Raw genomic sequence first — 18413 nt, 5'->3', positions numbered from 1 at the left:
ATTCTCAGCATCGTGCCGTTTGCGGCTGCCTTGCGCTGCGGACGAGAGCGAGCGCCGACACGAATGCCAGCGCAGACAGAATGGCGAAGCCGGAGAAGAGCCAAAGTGCTGCATTTGCCGTGCCGGTAAACCCGCTAGGATTGGTGAGTCCGGCGATATTGGCAACCATTCCGGCAAGCGCGGCACCAAGGGCGGTCGTGAAAAGCTGCACCATAGTCACGGAGGCGGAAGCCAGATTTTGATCCTCAGCGTCGGCACGCTTGAAAATGCCGGTCAGCAGGTGCGGCCATGTCAGGCCGACGCCGAAGCCGATCACGGCCAGCGCGATGCAGATCGGCAGCAGATCGTTCCAATGGCCTTCGCTGCCTGCTGGAATGAGAAGGGCCAGCGTCACCATGCCGGCCACACCCATGACAGGGGCGGCAAGAATAACGCGGTCGGTTTGCCCGGCAGCGGTCCCGGACGACCCGATGGAGCCGAGCGTCCAGCTGCCACCCATGATGGCTGCCAGATAGCCCGCGACAAGCGGGGACTGGTTGTGCAGCACCTGAAAGAACAGCGGCACGAAGACTTCGGAACTGGTGACGGACGCGCTGAGGAAGGAGAGCGTCAGATAAAGTGCGCCGAGTTTCTGGATACTGAACGAGCCTTTCGGGAGGATACGTCGGCTGGCTTTCTTTTCCACGACAGCGAGGAGAAGCAGCAGGACGACGGCGAGCGCGACGCCACCGGCATTGAGCGCCAGTTCCGATGAAATGCTCCCGGCAGAAACGGCAAGGACAGCAGCGGTCAGAAGGACGAGCTGCGGCCACGCCAGCCGGTCATTGCTGGCTGCGGAACCGGATTCACGCGGCAGCACCGTCATGGCCATGATGGTGAACACGGCAATCACGGGTGCCAGCGACCAGAAAGCGGCGCGCCACATGCCGAGCTCTGCAAAAACGCCGCCGATGGCAGGGCCGACAAGCGTGGCCACACCCCACATGCCGGAAACAAGACCAATGGCGCGCGGCCATAGCGCTTCGTCGAAAACGATGCGGATCATGGAATAGGAAAGCGCCAGCATCATGCCGCCGCCAAGGCCCTGTATGGCGCGTCCTGCCAGCATGACCGGCATGGAAGGAGCAAGGCCGCAGGTCAGGGTTCCCGCAGCAAAGATGCACGCAGCGATCAGATAGGCGCTGCGCGGGCCTGCCTGCGAAAGCAGGCGCGGCACGAGGGCCGAGCCGAGGATCGATGCAGTCACGAACAGCGCCGTGTTCCATGCGTAATAATCCATGCCGCCAATATCGGCGACCACCGTTGGCAGGATGGTTGTGGCAATGAACACGTTGATGGCATGAAGCGCCACGCCGCCAACGAGCGTCAGCGATACGATGGCGTTCCTGCCAGCGAACAGGTCTCCCCAACCGGCAGTCGGCTTGTGATCCTGCATTCTATTTTCCTTTGACTATCATGGTGCGGGCGACGCCCGAACTGGCGTCCCGAATATGAAATAATGGCTACGCCTGCGCTTATAATTTGTCAAGCAAAGGCTTGTTTAATTAAATTGATGGTGGCATTGGAACTCTGGAGTATTTCCAGCAAAAGTGCGAAGCGGTTTTGCGCTGGATAATACGATAAAACAAAAGGTTAGAGTGGTTTCGGCGACTCGGTTTTATCCGAACCACTCTAGCAAGCCGCAATGACCGGCAGAAGCGGCTCCTTCTGCCAAAGAGTTTCAATGAAAACCACGGGGCGCGTGGGAAGCAAGCGGGAAGGGGTTCAAATTCCCTCAGAAAGCTCTATATGAGACGCGAACCTGAAGGCAGGGGAAGTAGTCCGCGATAGCTTGTGGGGAAATTTTTCCCGATAATGCTGTGGCGGATTTGTGTTTCTGTCACAAGCTTCCTATAAGCCTTCAAATAATTTGGGAAACTACTTGTGTGTTTCCTCAACATGGCCAACCAGCCTTGCTGGCGAGGCCTGATTTCCCCAACTGACGACCCGGCCAGATAACTCGGAACACTCATGATCCAGACGCCTTACTACCTGATCGACAAGACCAAGCTGAAGCGCAACATGGAAAAGGTTGCCTATGTGCGCGAGAAATCCGGCGCCAAGGCGCTGCTGGCGCTGAAATGCTTCGCCACCTGGTCGGTGTTTGATCTGATGAGCGAATATATGGACGGCACCACCTCGTCTTCGCTCAACGAAGTGCGTCTCGGTCATGAAAGATTCGGCGGTGAAACCCATGCCTACAGCGTGGCCTATGCCGATAATGAGATCGACGAGGTTATCAGCCACGCCGACAAGATCATCTTTAATTCGATCAGTCAGCTGGAGCGTTTTGCCGACAAGGCGTCGGGCATCAAGCGCGGCCTGCGGCTCAATCCGGGCGTGTCGTCTTCGAGCTTTGATCTTGCCGATCCGGCACGCCCGTTCAGCCGTCTTGGCGAATGGGACGTGGCGAAGGTTGAGAATGTCATGGATCGCGTGACCGGCTTCATGATTCATAACAATTGCGAAAATTCAGATTTCGGCCTGTTCGACCGAATGCTGACTGATATCGAGGAAAAGTTCGGCTCGCTGCTTCATCGCGTTGAATGGGTCAGCCTAGGTGGCGGCATCCACTTCACCGGCGACGATTATCCGGTCGATGATTTCTGCGCGCGCCTGAAGGCGTTCTCGGAAAAATTCGGCGTTCAGGTCTATCTGGAGCCGGGTGAGGCCTCGATCACCAAGACCACCACGCTGGAAGTCACCGTTCTGGACACGCTTTATAACGGCAAGAACCTTGCTATCGTCGATAGCTCGATTGAAGCACATATGCTTGATCTGCTGATTTATCGCGAAAAGGCAAAGATGGCGCCGAATAATGGCGAGCACAGCTATATGGTCTGTGGCAAGTCGTGCCTTGCGGGCGATATTTTCGGCGAGTTCACTTTCGACAAGCCGCTCTCCATCGGCGACCGTCTCTCCTTTGAGGATGCGGCCGGTTATACCATGGTCAAGAAGAACTGGTTTAATGGCGTGAAGATGCCAGCCATTGCCGTGCGCGAACTCGACGGCACGGTCAAAGTCGTCCGCGAATTCGATTACGCGGATTTCGAGGGTTCGCTCTCCTGAACCCTGTGTCGCAGTATTGATCCGCGACGCGAAACTGAACCTGTTCCGACCGGAAGGCAGTCGGGACGTATAATAGATGGCGGGAAACCGCTGGAAGAGGAAGCATCGACAGAAAATGAAGAAGAACGTTCTCATTATCGGCGCCGGGGGCGTGGCACAGGTTGTTGCACATAAATGTGCGCAAAACTCTGACATATTGGGCGATATCCATATTGCGTCCCGCACGGTTGAGAAATGCCGCAAGATTATCGATAGCGTGCATGAAAAGAAAAGCCTCAAGACCGAGGTGAAGCTGGAAGCGCATGCGCTGGACGCGATGGATATTGAAGCCACCAAGGCTCTGATCCAGAAGACGGGCGTTCAGATCGTCATCAATGTCGGCTCGGCCTTCCTCAATATGTCGGTTCTGCGCGCCTGTATCGATACGGGCGTTGCCTATATGGACACCGCGATCCACGAAGACCCGAAGAAGATCTGCGAGACCCCGCCATGGTATGGCAATTACGAGTGGAAGCACCTGAAGGAATGCGAAGAGAAGGGCATCACCGCCATTCTCGGCATCGGCTTTGATCCGGGCGTGGTCAATGCCTATGCGCGGCTGGCTGCCGACGATTATCTGGATGAAGTCAAATCCATCGACATCGTCGACATCAATGCCGGTTCGCATGGCCGCTGGTTCTCGACCAATTTCGACCCGGAAATCAATTTCCGTGAATTCACCGGCACGGTCTATTCCTGGCAGAATGGTGCCTGGCAGTCGAACAAGATGTTCGAAGTCGGCCACACGTTCGATCTGCCGGTCGTCGGCCCGAGCAAGGCTTACATGACGGGCCATGACGAAGTGCACTCGCTCTCCAAGAACTACCCGAACGCCGATGTGCGTTTCTGGATGGGCTTTGGCGATCACTACATCAATGTCTTCACCGTCCTGAACAATCTGGGCCTCTTGTCCGAACAGCCGGTCAAGACGGCTGAAGGTCTGGAAGTCGTGCCGCTTAAGGTGGTCAAGGCCGTGCTGCCCGATCCGTCATCGCTTGCGCCGGACTATACCGGCAAGACCTGCATTGGCGATTTCGTCAAGGGCACCAAGGACGGCAAGGAAAAGGAAGTCTTCATCTATAACGTTGCCGACCATAAGGACGCTTATAACGAAGTGGGTTCGCAGGGCATTTCCTACACCGCCGGCGTTCCGCCGGTCGCGGCGGCAATCCTGATCGCTTCCGGCGAATGGGACATGAAGAAAATGGTCAATGTGGAAGAGCTGAACCCTAAGCCTTTCCTCCACATCCTGAACCAGATCGGCCTGCCGTCGCGCATCAAGGATGAAGACGGCGACCGCGCTCTCGACTTCGCGTAAGCGCGAAAAGTAAGAATGAAAAAACCCCGCTTGGCGGGGTTTTTTTGGAGTATTTTACTATTCGGTTGCGTCTCTTTTCTGGAAGAGGTGATCGAGAATATATGACTCAGTATCTGCGTATAGTGGTTCGATAACAGGGAATATTACCCTTGGGCCGTTAGGATAAAATTCTTCAAATTTTCCGTTCCGTTTGCGTTTTTTTCGGTAGAAAAATTCACGGTATCGACGCGGTGTAATTCCGTAGAAAGGAATAAATTCTGACGCTGGGAACTTATTGTACTTACCACGAGACGCCCCTTCGATGTGTACGGCATCCGAATGTAAATCGGCTGTAAGACTTTTAGGGTAAGGTTCCAGAAATATGACTTTCGCAATGCCACTAGCGACAATGTGTTTGGCGCACATATGACAAGGAAATGTTGTGCAGTAGAGAACACCATCTTTTAACTGAATGCCTAGCCGGGCAGCGTCGCTGAGCGCGTTCATCTCTGCGTGGACTATTCGACCATATTCAAGTGCATCCATGAACTGCGAATCTTTAAGACGGTCTTTTTGAGTTTGAGTAAGTTCTTTTCCATCAGATAGAATATCTACAACCTCATTTAGCAACTCGTCCTTTCGAATGTCATTGCTATCGTGCCCAAGCATATATTCTCGGGCATCGAACGGGTCATCGCACCAGTAAGTGCCTCCTCCAGCTTTAGGTACCTCATTAGCTCCAAGCGTCGCTATTTCTCCGGTGGCTCTGAATATTGCAGCGCCCACTTGGCGTGAAAGGTCAAGGCTCCTTAATGCGGCAGAATGGGCTAAGTACATCCCATATTCAAATCGGTTTGGAGAAATGGAGTTCGAAGAAAAAAGTAAATGAACAAATCTTTCCACTTGCTCAAAAACAGGTTTTGTGCTTGCTCTATCTACGTTCACAACAAAATCAGCAAGTTGAAAAATTTCCCCAACCTGTTGTCCGTTATTTTTATTTTCATTCTCGTCTATGTTTACAAGTTTCTCCGCTCTATCTCTGCAGGGGTTGCTGTCTCTTTTATTTTCATTATGCGCAATTGTTTTTGCCAGGTGGTCAACTCTAATATCTCTTGCAGAGTATACGGATATTTGAAAGAAAGCTTCACCGTAGCATCTCCGTAATAATTCTATCTCTCCGTGTGTTTTTAATTGATTTATAATAAAAACGTTTCGGGAATACTTTTCCTTATTGCTTTCTTTTGATGAAAGTCGTTTATTAACGACTTCCCAAATCGCGAGTCTCGAAAGAAAATTGTTGCCAAAAACTTCTCGTAAATAATTTCCGAATTCGATGAATTTTTCAGTTCGCGAAGATTTCTTTTCAACTGGGATACCCTCATACCCCATTTCACCTGCTAGTGTTTCAAAACGATCTGTAATTTTTATGTGGTGAAAATCATATTTAAAATGTTCAAACGATTTCTGTAATGCATTAATCACTGGTTGCAGATCGGTGCCCACCGGTGACACGAGTCCGATTACAATTTCTGGATCAGTTGTGGCTGGACGAAATTTCGAAATGGTGTTCATATGGTTGAGCATCTGTTAAGCGTTGCGTGCGAATCTGATAGCAAATTGGCACTACAAAGGTTGGAAGACAATGACACAAGCAGTGGAAAAAAGGGCAGAGGCTCACGAACAGCCATCGCAAAAATTGTTGGATCAGCTCAGTGACCTTGCTAAAAAAAATTTAGATGCTTCGAAAGAAGCAGTTCAGGATTTTAGAGATCATTATAACTTGAACTCTTATCGTGCTTTCGGACAATGAAATTTGCAGATAAATCCCCTAAAAACCCCGCTTGGCGGGGTTTTTTGTTTAAGCCATGTTCGGCCAAGTATCAGAGAGACGATAACCACCCGGAAACGGGTCGCTCGGATCGAGCATGAGCTGCGACGTGCCGGTCACCCATGCACGACCGGAAATGATCGGGCTGATGGCGGGCTTGCCGCCGATTTCGATCACCTTGTCGAGCTTGCAGTGGAATTCGGTGCCAAGCACCGATTTGCCGATATAGCGTTCGCCCGCTTTCATCTGGCCCTTGGCGTGCAGAACGGCCATGCGTGCCGAACAGCCGGTGCCGGTTGGCGAACGATCCAGCTTGGCCGGGCGAATGGCAACCGTGTTCACGCCGGTCAGCACATCGCCCTCGCGTGTCACCGGCTCGGTGATCTGGCAAAACGAAATGTGGTTCCAGTCTTTTTCGGGATGGCGGAAGCCCAGCTGTTCATTGGCGGCCTTGGTGATCTTCACGCCGATCTCGGCCAGCTCCCGCGCCTGATCCGGCTCGATCTTCATACCGATCTGCGCCGCGTCAATAATGACAAAACTGTCGCCGCCATAGGCCGTATCGACCGTGGCCGTGCCGATCCCTTCGACTTCCAGCGCCGCATCCAGCCGGTCGGCGAAGGACGGCACGTTGCGAACCGAGATACGCTCGGCCTTGCCGTTGCGGCATTCGGCCTCCACCTCGATGATGCCGCCGGGCGCTTCCAGCACCATGCGCGTCATCGGTTCCTGCATAGGAATAATGCCGCTGTCGAGTAGAACGGTCGAAACGCAGATCGAATTGGAGCCGGACATGGGCGGTGTATCGGCCGGTTCCATGATGATGAAGCCCATCTGCGCGCGCGGGTCTTTCGGCGGCACCAGCAGATTGACGTGACGAAACACGCCGCCGCGCGGCTCATTGAGCACGAAATTGCGCAAGGTTTCGTCGCGGGCGATGAATCGCGACTGTTCCCACAGCGTATCCCCCGGCGGCGGCGTTACACCGCCAACGATAACGTCGCCAACTTCCCCCTCCGCATGACAGCCGACAATATGGATGACCTTGGTGCTGCGCATGACGCCTCCCTGCAATAAATGCAATCATTCCTATCGGTTAGGCCGCAAGCGTCAATCCTTTATCGGACGGGCAATTGCGCTTTCGCGTCAGAATGAGGATTTCATTCCTCTTTCGGTCAGGAGATGAAAAATCCGTTTCGAGACGTGTTGCTTCTTTGGGCGAGTCTGGTATCCATGTTGCTCTAATTTTGTGCAAATCGATGCGCAGCCCGCTTGGCTCCGGATCAGTTTCTGGAACATACACAACGTTCCCGATAGAAATTGAGCAACCCGAAAAGTGGGGGCGTGGTCGCTTTTTGAGCGATGAACGCCCTTAGCCGGCATGGGACGGTCGATGATCGTATTTCCGCGCCTCTTCTCAGATTGACCTGGTCTCTGATGTTCCGGGGTGTGGCCTCAGTCAAATGGAACATCCGGCGGACGACGGCTCCGGATGCTTCGGGGAGCAGACTATGGACAGGACAATCGATGCGGGCTTTCAGGAGCCCCATGAATCCGGCACGCAGCGCTGGGGCCGGGAGATGGCCACGGCGCTGAAACTTGGCTGGCCGCTGATCTTCACCAATCTTTCGCAGGCGGCATTGACCGCGACCGACGTCATCTTCATTGGGCGTCTGGGTGCAGACACGCTTGCCCCGGCCCTGCTGGCAACGAGCTTTTATCATACGCTCATGATCTTCTCGATGGGGCTTGTCTCGGCTGTGATGCCGATGATCGCCATCGCGCTGGGCAAGAACCGCCACTCGGTGCGCGATGTGCGGCGCACGGTGCGTCAGGGTTTCTGGACAGCAATCATGATCGCGGTGCCGATCTGGATCGTTCTTTGGTACTGCGAGGAAATTTTTCTTTTCCTCGGCCAGCGGCCTGATATTGCCGCGCGTTCAACGGATTTCATGCACACGCTGCAATGGGCGCTGTTGCCCTATCTTTTCTACATCATCCTGCGGTCTTTCTTCGCCGCCATGGAAAAGCCGATGTGGACCCTGCTGGTTGCCGCGCTCGCCATCGGTTTCAACGCGCTGGCTGGCTGGACGCTCATTTTCGGCCATTTCGGCTTTCCGCGCATGGAGCTGCACGGCGCCGGCATCGCCACGACACTGTCGAGCACAATGATGTTCCTCGGCCTGGCGGTGATCACGCTGCGGCATCGCCGCTTTCGCCGCTATCACCTGTTTGGGCGTTTCTGGCGTCCAGACTGGCCGCGCCTGCTTGAACTCTGGCGCATCGGCATTCCGATGGCGCTGACCTTCGTGTTCGAGACTTCCATCTTTTATGCTGCCGTGGTCATGATGGGCCGCATCGGACCAACGGCGATGGCTGCTCATGCCGTGGCGATCCAGATTGCATCGCTCAGCTTCATGGTGCCGCTCGGTTTCGGACAGGTGGCGACCGTGCGCGTGGGCCGTGCCTATGGTGCGGGAAATCCAAAGGCGATTGCCTATGCGGGCTGGAGCGCCTATTTCCTCGGCGTCGGTTTCATGGCCGTGACGGGGCTCTTGATGATCCTGATTCCGCGCCTGTTCATCGGGGTTTTCCTCGATCTGCACGATCCGCAGAACATCCCGGTGATGGAGCTGGCGGTCAGCTTCCTCGCGCTGGCGGCGTTGTTCCAGACGGTTGACGGTGCCCAAGCCGTCGCGGCGGGCATGTTGCGTGGCCTGCGCGACACGCGCATACCGATGTATCTTGCCCTGCTCGGCTACTGGGGCGTCGGGCTGCCGCTCGGCGCGGTGCTGGCCTTCTATTTCGAAATGGGCGGGCAGGGAATCTGGCTCGGCCTTGCTGCGGGTCTCGGCATCGTTGCAGTGTTGATGACGCTGCGCTGGCGCAAACATCTGGCGCATATTTCGGCCCTGCATTCGGCCTGAATAAGAAAGCCATGCGATCCTGCGATCGCATGGCTTTTTTAACGAGGTATTCCTATCAGAAATAGGAACGAAGTTAGCAATATCAGCGCGAACCAGAGAAATGGGGTAAGCCAGTCAATCAATCTGCGAGGATGCGAACTGTCCAGACTATCTTCGCAAGGCGCTGTAGCCTGCATCTTGTCCCCAAGGGTCATTTGCGTCATGCGCTCGACATGCTGAATAGTATAATCTGAAATTACTTTAAATGTTCTTGTTTCAAGCCCAATATAGTATCCAATTATTCGGTGATAATGGTTGAATCTATAATTGTAGTTAAGTGGACTAATGTCGATATATGAAAATTCATCCAGAACTATCCGGGGAATGGATTTCTGATCCTGAAATAATTCGGCATTTATATAAAAGTTGTGCCGAAGATTGCTCTCCAGTTCAACCAGTCGCATCATGAGGCTGGTATCGATCCATTCTGAGTGTATCGACATGATCGGACGAGACCGCGTCTGCCCTTTCTGTGCATTGTCATACATCAGAGCTCCTTGCGGTAGTTTTCGACCGCCAATGTCTGATGTATCGCTGGAAAGCCCTCGAAATTTAACCGCTGTGTCTTCAACTCATCAAGGATCGTGTTGAAAATACTGACATCGAGAGAAAGGTGAGCGATACGGTTGGCGAGCTCATGTGGAACGCCATATTCGTCAAGTATAACTTCATGACGCGAAAGCTCCAGCTCGTCACTTAAAAGCATGAGGAGCAGCGTCGACAGGCGGTTCATGTTGTTGCTGTTTTCCCTTAGCGGCAACACGCCGTAGAAATCCAGGCCTTCGCGTTGCAGCAGATTTGACGCGAAAAGAACAGAACCAGCCATGGCGGCGATGAAACCGTCCTGAATTTCCGAAACCCGTTCAAATTCATATGGCTCCGTGCAGAGAGTTATAAACTTCCCTCCCGATCGAGCTATCATGGAGGGGGCCATCATCTGCACAATACGCCCGAAGCGGATAACGGTGTCGAAGTAGAGCTTCAACGTATCTGAATTGCCGCTTCTTGGATCGTCTGGCATTTCGAGGCAATTGACTACAAAATCAAAGGGACCCGCTATGTTGAAAATATTACGCAGTCCTCCCATGCCCTTTAATCCGCGCCGCAACAGGCTGGCCCGTGCGGCGGAATCCTCACCGTCCGTCGATGGAAAATGATAGCGAACGACACGATAACCGGCGTTCTGAAATAAGCGGGTCAAACAATCCAGAGACCTATTTGTCTCGTCGCCAATAAGTAGTAATATCTTAGGAATGCGAACCATTAATATTCTTTCAAAATAAATATACATAAATAATGGCACGTCGAATGCATCTGTATTCTTAAACGGATGCATTATTGAAATAAGAATTTCAGATTTCTGCGTAATTATATGGGTTGTGTTTAATTTCAGGTGAGATTTGATGAAGATGTATTATTATTAATTGTATTAATGCGATTTTTATTAAATATTTATTACCGAATATATTATCTCCAGAAAAAATATAGGGCGAAATATATATAAATTCTAAAAATAGACTTGTTGGTGCTCGATAGTGTTTCCAGAAAAGACGCAAAGCGGATTCGCGTGAGATAATGCGAAGTACAAATAGTTGAGCGATTCCATTGGTTCGGTTCGGAGTGATGATCTGATCTGATCGAAGCGGGACCGGAAATCAGTCGATGGACTGATTTCCTTGCGTCGGCATTTCACATTCTTCGGGATGCGTCCTAACCGTGGCCGCTCCGGAGAGGGTTGTTTGCGTCTGTTCCAAAGGCCGTCATGCTGGTCAGCAAACGGCGGCCCCCGGTTTACTGGTGGCTGAAAATCGCTACTTCCGCCGAGGCCCGCGGCTTTTGCCTCAGGCGCTCGGAGCCGATCACTTTGTCAGTGCGGCGATGCGGTCGAGAGCGGCGCCAAAGCCCTTCAGGGAAATCTTGAAGGCGACCGGCTGGCTTGGGCTCAATGCCGTCGTGGTGATGTTGATATTGGTGCCCGACTTGAGAGCCGCGACCTGCTTTGCGTCAAACGCGACCGGCGCCAGGCAGCCTTGCGGCAGGCAGGTGGAGAAAGCGAGATTGGGTCCGGCAGTCTCATCGATCTTGAGCGAAGCGCCCTTGGCGAGATCGAGACCAAACGGCATCAGCAAGACGCCTTCCACCTTTCCTTCAACATTGCGAAGCTCTGCCGTCAGCACGCGCTGGCCGGTCTGGGAACTGCTCTGTTCCTGCCGGATTGCGCAGATGGTGGCTTCCTTCTGCGACTGGCACGAAACGGTCCAGTCCTGATAGGTTTCCTGCAACGTGCTCGCTCCTCCCGGCAGCGGTGCCGCGAGCGCCGATGCGCTGGAAATGGCGGCAAAGGTAAATGCGAGGCAAATTGCGCGGTAGGTTTTCATAAATTGGATCTCTCTAAATTTAATAAAGGCATTCTGTATGTTCTATGTTTTCTTAGGGAAAATCATTTTTGAAATCAATACCATTGTTTTATTGGTTTTATTAAGAATATTCTATAAGTATAATATATTATACAATGATGGTTTCCGGGATGGTTTCCGGGATGGTTTCCGGCCAAGATAGCGCTCGGAAGTTGGTCATCTGGTTCTGGAGCGTGTTTCCATCTGATTGGATCAGATCGGCGCTCTAACTATTTATTTTACCGCCCATTTTTCCGAAAACCATTTCACACTTTTCGGAATGCGCTCCAATATGCAGGAGCCTCCCGAAAGCGGTAATCGCTTTCGGGAGGCTCGCATTAAGACAAATAGTCAAAACGCCGATCTCATTCAGTCGGACGAGGCATCACCTTGCGGCTCCCGTTTCACTTCGGTCAGATCGCGTCCTATTGCTTCAATATGACGTTATTCTTGCCCTTCTCGACCTGATCGATAACGAGCAGTTTTACGGGCTCCGAACCGATATTGGTGCCTTTGTGCCATTGATCGATGGATTCGATGCCGAAGTCTCCGACCTTGAGCGTGGTCGTTTTACCCGTCACTTCATTGAAAACGCTCAGCGTGCCGGAAAACACATAGGCATATCTGGGATAAGGATGCTTGTGCACGGGCAAACTTGCTCCGGGCGCGATTTCGTATTGGGAAACAATGACTTCCACATCGCCTTGCGGCAGGGCAATCTTGCCGCCGCCGAGAGTCCGGTCGGTCTTCAAAATGGGTGTCACTGTTGCAGCCTTGCCGGTGTTCGGTTCTTTTGCCTGAAGCGGGGAGGAAAGCAATGTCAGTGCCGTTGCAATACATGCAATCCTGGCAAGAGTAGCTGTTGATATAGTCCGGTGCTTGGAGTCACCTTTTATCATTATTTGAATATCCTTCGAATTTTTAATATAAAAAACCGAGTAATATGCCTGCGTATTCTTCAATATATCGAATCTTTTGACGTGAATACTCCCAACAAGTCAGGAGCATGTTTATGCCGGGCCTGGCTGGTTGCCTCCGCTCGAAAACGTTTCGCACTTTTTGGCGCGCGCGTTAAAGTCACGGCCAGGGTTGGAGGTTGGAGGTTGGGACTTGACGCTACGCTATCAGATCGTTGCACTGGCAATCGTGCCGCTTATCGTGGCCATTCTGACGGTCACGGCCTTCATTACCTGGCAGTCCGCCAATCTCGTCCAGAGCAGCATTGCCACCTTCGAGAAGAACATGCTCAAGGCGAAGGAAACGGAACTGCTGAATCTCACCAATCTTGCGCTTTCCTCCATCCAGCAGATTTACGATGAGGCCGGTCCCAACGATACCGCTGCCATGGAGAAGGTGCGGGAGGTTCTGACTTCGCTCGATTATGGTCGCGACGGCTATTTCTTTGTCTATGACTATAACGGCAACAATGTCGTTCATCCGCGCCAGACTTTTCGGCCCGGCCACAACTGGCTGGACCTCGTCGATCCCGATGGAGATCGCGTTATCGCCAATCTGATCGGCAAGGCCAAGGAAGGCGGAGGGCTGCACCAGTATAAATGGGAAAAGCCGTCCAGCGGCGAAATGGCTGACAAGCTCTCTTTTGCCGTTGGCCTGGATAAGTGGAAGTGGATGCTGGGAACGGGCGTGTATCTTGACGATGTCTACGCGCAGACTGCCGCCGCAAACGCCGATTTCCGTGCCAATATCCGCACGACGTTTCTGATTGTCAGTCTGATCGCCGTGCCGGCTGTGATGCTTGTCTTTGCCACTTGCATGCTGCTTAACCTGCGTGAGCGGCGCATGGCCGACACCAAGCTGAAGGAACTGGCGCAGCGCATCATCGACACACAGGAAGAAGAAAGAGCGCGTCTGGCACGGGAGCTTCATGACGGTATTTCCCAAAATCTCGTCGGGGTTCGCTATGCTATCGATCTTGCAAGCCGTCAGGTGAGAATGGGCAGCGGAGGCGCGCCGCTTGCGATCGAGAAAGCATCGGATGCGCTTAATGGCGCAATCAAGGAAGTGCGGCGGCTGTCGCATGATCTGCGTCCGCGCATTCTGGACGATCTTGGCCTGACGGTGGCACTCAAGGCCCTGTGCGAGCATTTTTCGGAGCGAACCGGCATTGAAACACGGCTGGAAGCAAATGGGCTGAACGAGACGCTGAAGCCGGAGGCAAGCACCGCGCTTTATCGTGTCGTGCAGGAAGCGCTTACCAATGTGGAGCGGCATTCCGGTGCAAGCCATGTCGAAATCCGGCTCTGGGGTTCCAGTGGCAAGGTTACCATGACGGTCGCCGACAATGGCAATGGCTTCACGGCGCGCGACCTGAAAGATCAGTTATCGGGATTGGGCTTGCGCAATATGCAGGAACGGATGGCACATTTCGGCGGGGTGCTCTTGGTTGAAACCGGCGCAGATGGTACGCAGCTCACCGCGCGCTTGCCAAAATCGGCAACAGAAAGAAAGCGGGAACCGGAAGTCGCATGACGAATGAATGCAAGATTCGCGTATTGCTCGTGGATAATCATCCGCTGGTGCTGGATGGGCTGCGGGCCGTACTCGAAACCTATGACGATATCGAAATAGCCGGGGCGGCTTCCAATGCGCGGAGCGCTCTGGAACTGGCGCTTTCCGTCAATCCCGATGTGGTTCTGATGGATATCAATATGCCGCTTCTCAACGGTATTGACGCTATCGAACTGTTCAAGAAGCAGTTGCCGGGAATTCGCATTCTCATGCTTTCCATGCATGATAGCCGCGAATATATCTCGACCTCCATCATGCGCGGCGCCTCCGGCTATGTGCTGAAGGACGTCTCCACGACTGAAATTGTTGCCGCCATCCATGCGGTGGCGTCGGGCAGCACCTATTTCTCCTCCGGTGTTTCGGAAGCGCTGCTCGACAGCGGCGACAGAAAATCGGAAGGTCTGTCCGTTCGCGAAAACGACGTGCTGGTGCTGGTGGCCGAAGGCGGCAGCAATCGTGAGATTGCAACGCGGCTCGGTATCTCCGAAGCAACCGTTGAAACCCACCGCAAGAACATCAAGAAGAAGCTCGGAATTGCCAGCACAGCCGGGCTGACGCGCTATGCCATCGAAAATCGGCTGCGCCTTTCTTCGCAGTAAAGGATATTCAGCCCGCTTCGCGATATCGGCTTACCCACTAATGGGTAGCGGTTTGTTTCTTGGAACTTTCGTCTGCTTGCGGCGCGGAATCGCCGGTCTTATCATTCGCTCCAAAACCGCTTGAGGAGGCGGAACAGGAGGGGAGGAGCGATGTCAGTTCTGCTGGCGTTGTCGCGCGCTATTGACGCGGCCAATAATTTCATCGGGAAATCCATATCGTGGCTGATACTGGTGGCCGTGCTCATCAGCGCCGTCAATGCGGTTTCGCGCAAGCTGTTCAACGTCAGCTCAAATGCGTGGCTGGAAGCGCAATGGTATCTGTTCTCGGCGGTGTTTCTCATCGCAGCCGGTTACACGCTTCTGCATAGCGAGCATGTGAAGGTCGATCTTCTCTACAGCCGCTATTCGCGTCGTACCCAGCTTCTGGTCGAGATTTTCGGCACGATCTTTTTCCTCCTGCCTTTCTGCCTCATCACGATCTATCTCTCCTGGCCCATCGTGGAAGCCAAGATCGCCAGCGGTGAAACCTCCAACAATACGGGCGGGCTGGTTCTCTGGCCGGTCTGGGTGCTCATCCCCATCGGCTTCGGGCTGCTGGCGTTGCAAGGCGTTTCCGAACTCATCAAGCGCATCGCCATTCTTCAAGGCCGCATACCGGACACGGTCGCTCTTGAAGATGCGGAAGCCAAGGCGCTCTGAGGGGGAAGATATGATTGCTTTTATCGCGGAAAACCTGGCTCCCCTCATGTTTCTGTCGCTGGTGGTCGTGCTGTTGCTCGGCTACCCGGTGGCATTTGCGCTGGCCTTTGTCGGTTTTGGCTTCGGCTTCATCGGCATCGAAATGGGGCTTCTGCCGGTCAACCTGTTCGGTGCCATACCGGACCGCATCTTCGGCCAGATGTCGAATGAGACCTTGCTTGCCATTCCTTTCTTCACCTTCATGGGGCTGATACTGGAGCGAAGCGGCATGGCGGAAGAACTGCTCGATACGATCGGGCAGCTTTTCGGTCCCGTGCGTGGCGGTCTCGCCTTTGCAGTTATCGTGGTCGGTGCGCTTCTTGCCGCGACGACAGGCGTGGTTGCCGCTTCGGTCATTTCCATGGGGCTGATTTCGCTCCCGATCATGCTGCGCTACGGCTATGATCGCAAAGTGGCGAGCGGCACGATTGCCGCCTCCGGCACGCTGGCGCAGATCATCCCTCCAAGCCTCGTTCTGATCGTGCTTGCCGATCAGCTGGGCCGTTCGGTCGGCGATATGTACAAGGGCGCGCTGGTCCCCGGCCTCCTGCTGGTCGGCTTTTATTGCGCCTTCATCATCGGCATGGCGATCATGCGGCCTGATTCAGTGCCAGCCCTGCCGCCGCAAGCCCGCACGCTGAAGGGCTGGAAGCTGCTGCAGCGCGTGGTGATATCGCTCGTGCCGCCGCTAGTCCTGATCTTCCTCGTGCTTGGAACGATTTTCATCGGCGTCGCAACGCCAACGGAAGGCGGCGCCATGGGTGCGGTCGGCGCACTGCTTCTTGCCATCATCAACCGCCGTCTCAACATGACGATGCTGACTTCGGCACTTTATGCAACGGCAAAACTGTCATCCTTCGTCATCTTCATTCTGCTCGGCGCGCGCGTGTTTTCGCTCACCTTTTATGGCGTCAACGGCCACGTCTGGGTCGAGCATCTGATGACGTCGATCCCCGGCGGCGAAGTCGGCTTCCTGATTGTCGCCAATATTCTGGTGTTCTTCCTGGCCTTCTTCCTCGATTATTTCGAGCTGGCCTTCATCATCATCCCGCTTCTGGCGCCGGTGGCCGACAGTCTTGGCATCGATCTGGTCTGGTTCGGCGTCATGCTGGCGGTCAACATGCAGACATCGTTCATGCATCCGCCCTTCGGCTTCTCGCTCTTCTATCTGCGTTCGGTCGCGCCATCCCGGCCTTACAAGGACAAGGTGACGGGTGCTACCATCCAGCCGGTGACGTCCGGGCAGATCTACATGGGATCGATCCCGTTCCTGATAATCCAGCTGGTCATGGTCGGCATCATCATCACCTTCCCGGGCATTGTGACCCATTACAAGAGCGGCCATCCGCAGGCCGATCCGGCGTCCATCCAGATCAATGTGCCAATGCCGGAATTGGGGCCGGATTCTGGCGGCGGCAATCCATTCGGCGCAGCTCCCGCACCTTTTGGGGCGCCAGCGCCATCGAATGAGCCTTTGCCGGCACCATCGTTCGGCTCGCCGCAGCCGAGTTTCGGGCAGGACAAGGATCAGCAGCAAAAACCTGCGCAATGAGGGGAAAACGAGCATTCCGCAGGCCGTAAAATAACCGGAACAATCTCAGGAGGAGAGACATGAAACAGGATTTGAACCGCCGCACATTTCTGACAAAAGGTGCTGCAATCGGCGCCGCTGCAGCGACGAGCGGAGCGGCGCTCGCAACCCCTGCGATCGCGCAGGAATTGCCGACATTGCGCTGGCGTCTGACTTCGGGCTTCCCGAACAATCTGGATACTATCTATGGCGGCGCGGTTTTCATGGCGAATGCCGTGTCGAAAATGACCGACGGCAAGTTCCAGATTCAGGTGTTTCAGGCTGGTGAAATCGTGCCGGGCCCTCAGGCCATCGATGCGGTTCAGGCCAATACGGTCGAAATGGCCCATACATGCGGCTATTATTTCACCGGCAAGAACCCGGCTTTCGCGATCGGTACTGCTATTCCCTTCGGCATGAACACGCGCCTGCAGAATGCCTGGCTTTATCATGGCGGCGGCAACGAACTCTATAACCAGTTCTTGTCGGACTACGGTATCGTCGGCATCGTCGGCGGCAACACCGCTGCACAGATGGGCGGCTGGTATCGCAAGGAAATCAAGAGCCTCGCGGACCTCAAGGGCTTGAAGATGCGTATTGCGGGTGTGGCTGGCGAAGTCATGTCGCGTCTTGGCGTCGTCCCGCAGCAGCTTCCGGGCGGCGACATCTATCCGTCGCTGGAGCGTGGCACGATCGATGCGGCGGAGTGGGTCGGCCCTTACGACGATGAAAAGCTCGGCTTCTATCAGATCGCGCCGTATTACTATTACCCGGCCTTCTGGGAAGGCGGCGCCTCGGTGCATTTCTTCATCAACAAGCAGCAATATGAAAGCCTGCCGGAGGCCTACAAGGTTGCACTGAATTCAGCCGCCGAAGCCGCGACCCAGAACATGATTGCGCTTTACGATGTGAAGAACACCGCTGCCATCCGTTCGCTGGTGTCCAAGGGCGTGAAGCTCCAGCCGCTCCCGCGCGACGTGCTTGACGCCGCCTATAAGGTCGCTTTCGAACTTTACGCGGAATACAACGAGAAAAATCCCGCATGGGCGAAGATCTATCCGTCGTGGAAAAAATTCCGTGACGAGGGCTTCGAATGGTTCCGCGTCGCTGAATATACCTATGACAGCTATGTCTATGCCCAGCAGGCGGCAGGCAAGTAGTCACGTGCGGGATAGGGCGCCGATCTGGTTCAATCGGATCGAAAACGCGCTCGGGATGAGAAACGCTTTTAGACGGGGCCTTCGGGTCCCGTTTTTTGTTTCCCGTCATGCAACAGCATAATAAATTACATAAAAGTTGCTAGCGTGAATATATTACAAATATTAATTGGGAAAAATATTATA

15 protein-coding genes are annotated in these 18413 nt (G+C 54.1%); 9 read left to right on the top strand and 6 right to left on the bottom strand.

The window, feature by feature from the left end:
* Positions 1–4: 4 nt before the first annotated feature.
* Positions 5–1435: an MFS transporter gene (locus tag AC0TOF_RS14515; RefSeq protein WP_473768786.1), complete on the bottom strand. Its 1431-nt coding sequence runs from the start codon at positions 1433–1435 to the stop codon at positions 5–7.
* Positions 1436–2010: 575 nt separating this feature from the next.
* On the opposite strand from AC0TOF_RS14515, the gene nspC reads away from it, so the two are divergent.
* Together nspC and AC0TOF_RS14505 are read left to right on the top strand one after the other, a co-directional pair.
* Positions 2011–3108 carry a carboxynorspermidine decarboxylase gene (gene nspC, locus AC0TOF_RS14510; protein WP_473768785.1) on the top strand — a complete coding sequence of 366 codons (1098 nt, stop codon included), beginning with the start codon at positions 2011–2013 and terminating at the stop codon, positions 3106–3108.
* 115 nt (positions 3109–3223) lie between these two features.
* The gene (locus tag AC0TOF_RS14505) at positions 3224–4465 is read left to right on the top strand and encodes a saccharopine dehydrogenase family protein (protein WP_473768784.1); all 1242 of its coding nucleotides are present in this window, start codon (positions 3224–3226) and stop codon (positions 4463–4465) included.
* Positions 4466–4522: 57 nt separating this feature from the next.
* Here AC0TOF_RS14505 and AC0TOF_RS14500 read toward each other — a convergent pair whose 3' ends face one another.
* Positions 4523–6016 carry an anti-phage dCTP deaminase gene (locus AC0TOF_RS14500; RefSeq protein ID WP_473768783.1) on the bottom strand — a complete coding sequence of 498 codons (1494 nt, stop codon included), beginning with the start codon at positions 6014–6016 and terminating at the stop codon, positions 4523–4525.
* Positions 6017–6086: 70 nt separating this feature from the next.
* Between AC0TOF_RS14500 and AC0TOF_RS14495 the strand changes: the two genes are divergently transcribed.
* Positions 6087–6254 (top strand): hypothetical protein, encoded by a 168-nt coding sequence (locus tag AC0TOF_RS14495; RefSeq protein ID WP_473768782.1) that lies wholly within the window; start codon positions 6087–6089, stop codon positions 6252–6254.
* A 48-nt stretch (positions 6255–6302) separates the two neighbouring features.
* On the opposite strand, the gene AC0TOF_RS14490 is transcribed toward AC0TOF_RS14495, so the two are convergent.
* Positions 6303–7331, bottom strand: a complete 1029-nt coding sequence (locus tag AC0TOF_RS14490; protein ID WP_473768781.1) for a trans-3-hydroxy-L-proline dehydratase — start codon at positions 7329–7331, stop codon at positions 6303–6305.
* 452 nt (positions 7332–7783) lie between these two features.
* On the opposite strand from AC0TOF_RS14490, the gene AC0TOF_RS14485 reads away from it, so the two are divergent.
* A complete protein-coding gene (locus AC0TOF_RS14485; RefSeq protein WP_473768780.1) occupies positions 7784–9199 on the top strand; it encodes an MATE family efflux transporter in 1416 nt (471 codons plus the stop codon).
* 526 nt (positions 9200–9725) lie between these two features.
* Here the strand turns inward: AC0TOF_RS14485 and AC0TOF_RS14480 are convergent.
* The 3 genes from AC0TOF_RS14480 to AC0TOF_RS14470 all read right to left on the bottom strand — a co-directional run bounded on the left by AC0TOF_RS14480 (position 9726) and on the right by AC0TOF_RS14470 (position 12596).
* On the bottom strand, positions 9726–10502 hold the full coding sequence (locus tag AC0TOF_RS14480) for a hypothetical protein (protein ID WP_473768779.1): 777 nt from the start codon (positions 10500–10502) through the stop codon (positions 9726–9728).
* Positions 10503–11097: 595 nt separating this feature from the next.
* A complete protein-coding gene (locus AC0TOF_RS14475; protein WP_473768778.1) occupies positions 11098–11616 on the bottom strand; it encodes an invasion associated locus B family protein in 519 nt (172 codons plus the stop codon).
* A gap of 443 nt (positions 11617–12059) precedes the next feature.
* Complete coding sequence (locus AC0TOF_RS14470; RefSeq protein WP_473768777.1) at positions 12060–12596, bottom strand: cupin domain-containing protein; 537 nt, start codon at positions 12594–12596, stop codon at positions 12060–12062.
* Positions 12597–12744: 148 nt separating this feature from the next.
* Between AC0TOF_RS14470 and mctS the strand changes: the two genes are divergently transcribed.
* From mctS to AC0TOF_RS14445, 5 genes are all read left to right on the top strand, one after another.
* Positions 12745–14124, top strand: coding sequence for a two-component system sensor histidine kinase MctS (gene mctS / locus AC0TOF_RS14465; protein ID WP_473768776.1), 1380 nt, complete (start codon positions 12745–12747; stop codon positions 14122–14124).
* Positions 14121–14762, top strand: coding sequence for a two-component system response regulator MctR (mctR, locus tag AC0TOF_RS14460; protein ID WP_473768775.1), 642 nt, complete (start codon positions 14121–14123; stop codon positions 14760–14762). The genes mctS and mctR overlap by 4 nt, the downstream gene beginning before the upstream one ends.
* Positions 14763–14912: 150 nt before the next feature.
* The gene (locus tag AC0TOF_RS14455; RefSeq protein WP_122000605.1) at positions 14913–15461 is read left to right on the top strand and encodes a TRAP transporter small permease subunit; all 549 of its coding nucleotides are present in this window, start codon (positions 14913–14915) and stop codon (positions 15459–15461) included.
* Positions 15462–15471: 10 nt separating this feature from the next.
* Positions 15472–17052 carry a TRAP transporter large permease gene (locus tag AC0TOF_RS14450; RefSeq protein WP_473768774.1) on the top strand — a complete coding sequence of 527 codons (1581 nt, stop codon included), beginning with the start codon at positions 15472–15474 and terminating at the stop codon, positions 17050–17052.
* Positions 17053–17111: 59 nt separating this feature from the next.
* Positions 17112–18230, top strand: a complete 1119-nt coding sequence (locus AC0TOF_RS14445) for a TRAP transporter substrate-binding protein (RefSeq protein WP_473768773.1) — start codon at positions 17112–17114, stop codon at positions 18228–18230.
* Positions 18231–18413: the final 183 nt, after the last annotated feature.

The sequence above is a fragment of the Ochrobactrum sp. PL_is501 genome, assembly GCF_055816895.1.
The sequence above is the reverse complement of the archived record's forward strand: the minus strand, read 5'-3'. Positions and strand labels throughout refer to the sequence as shown.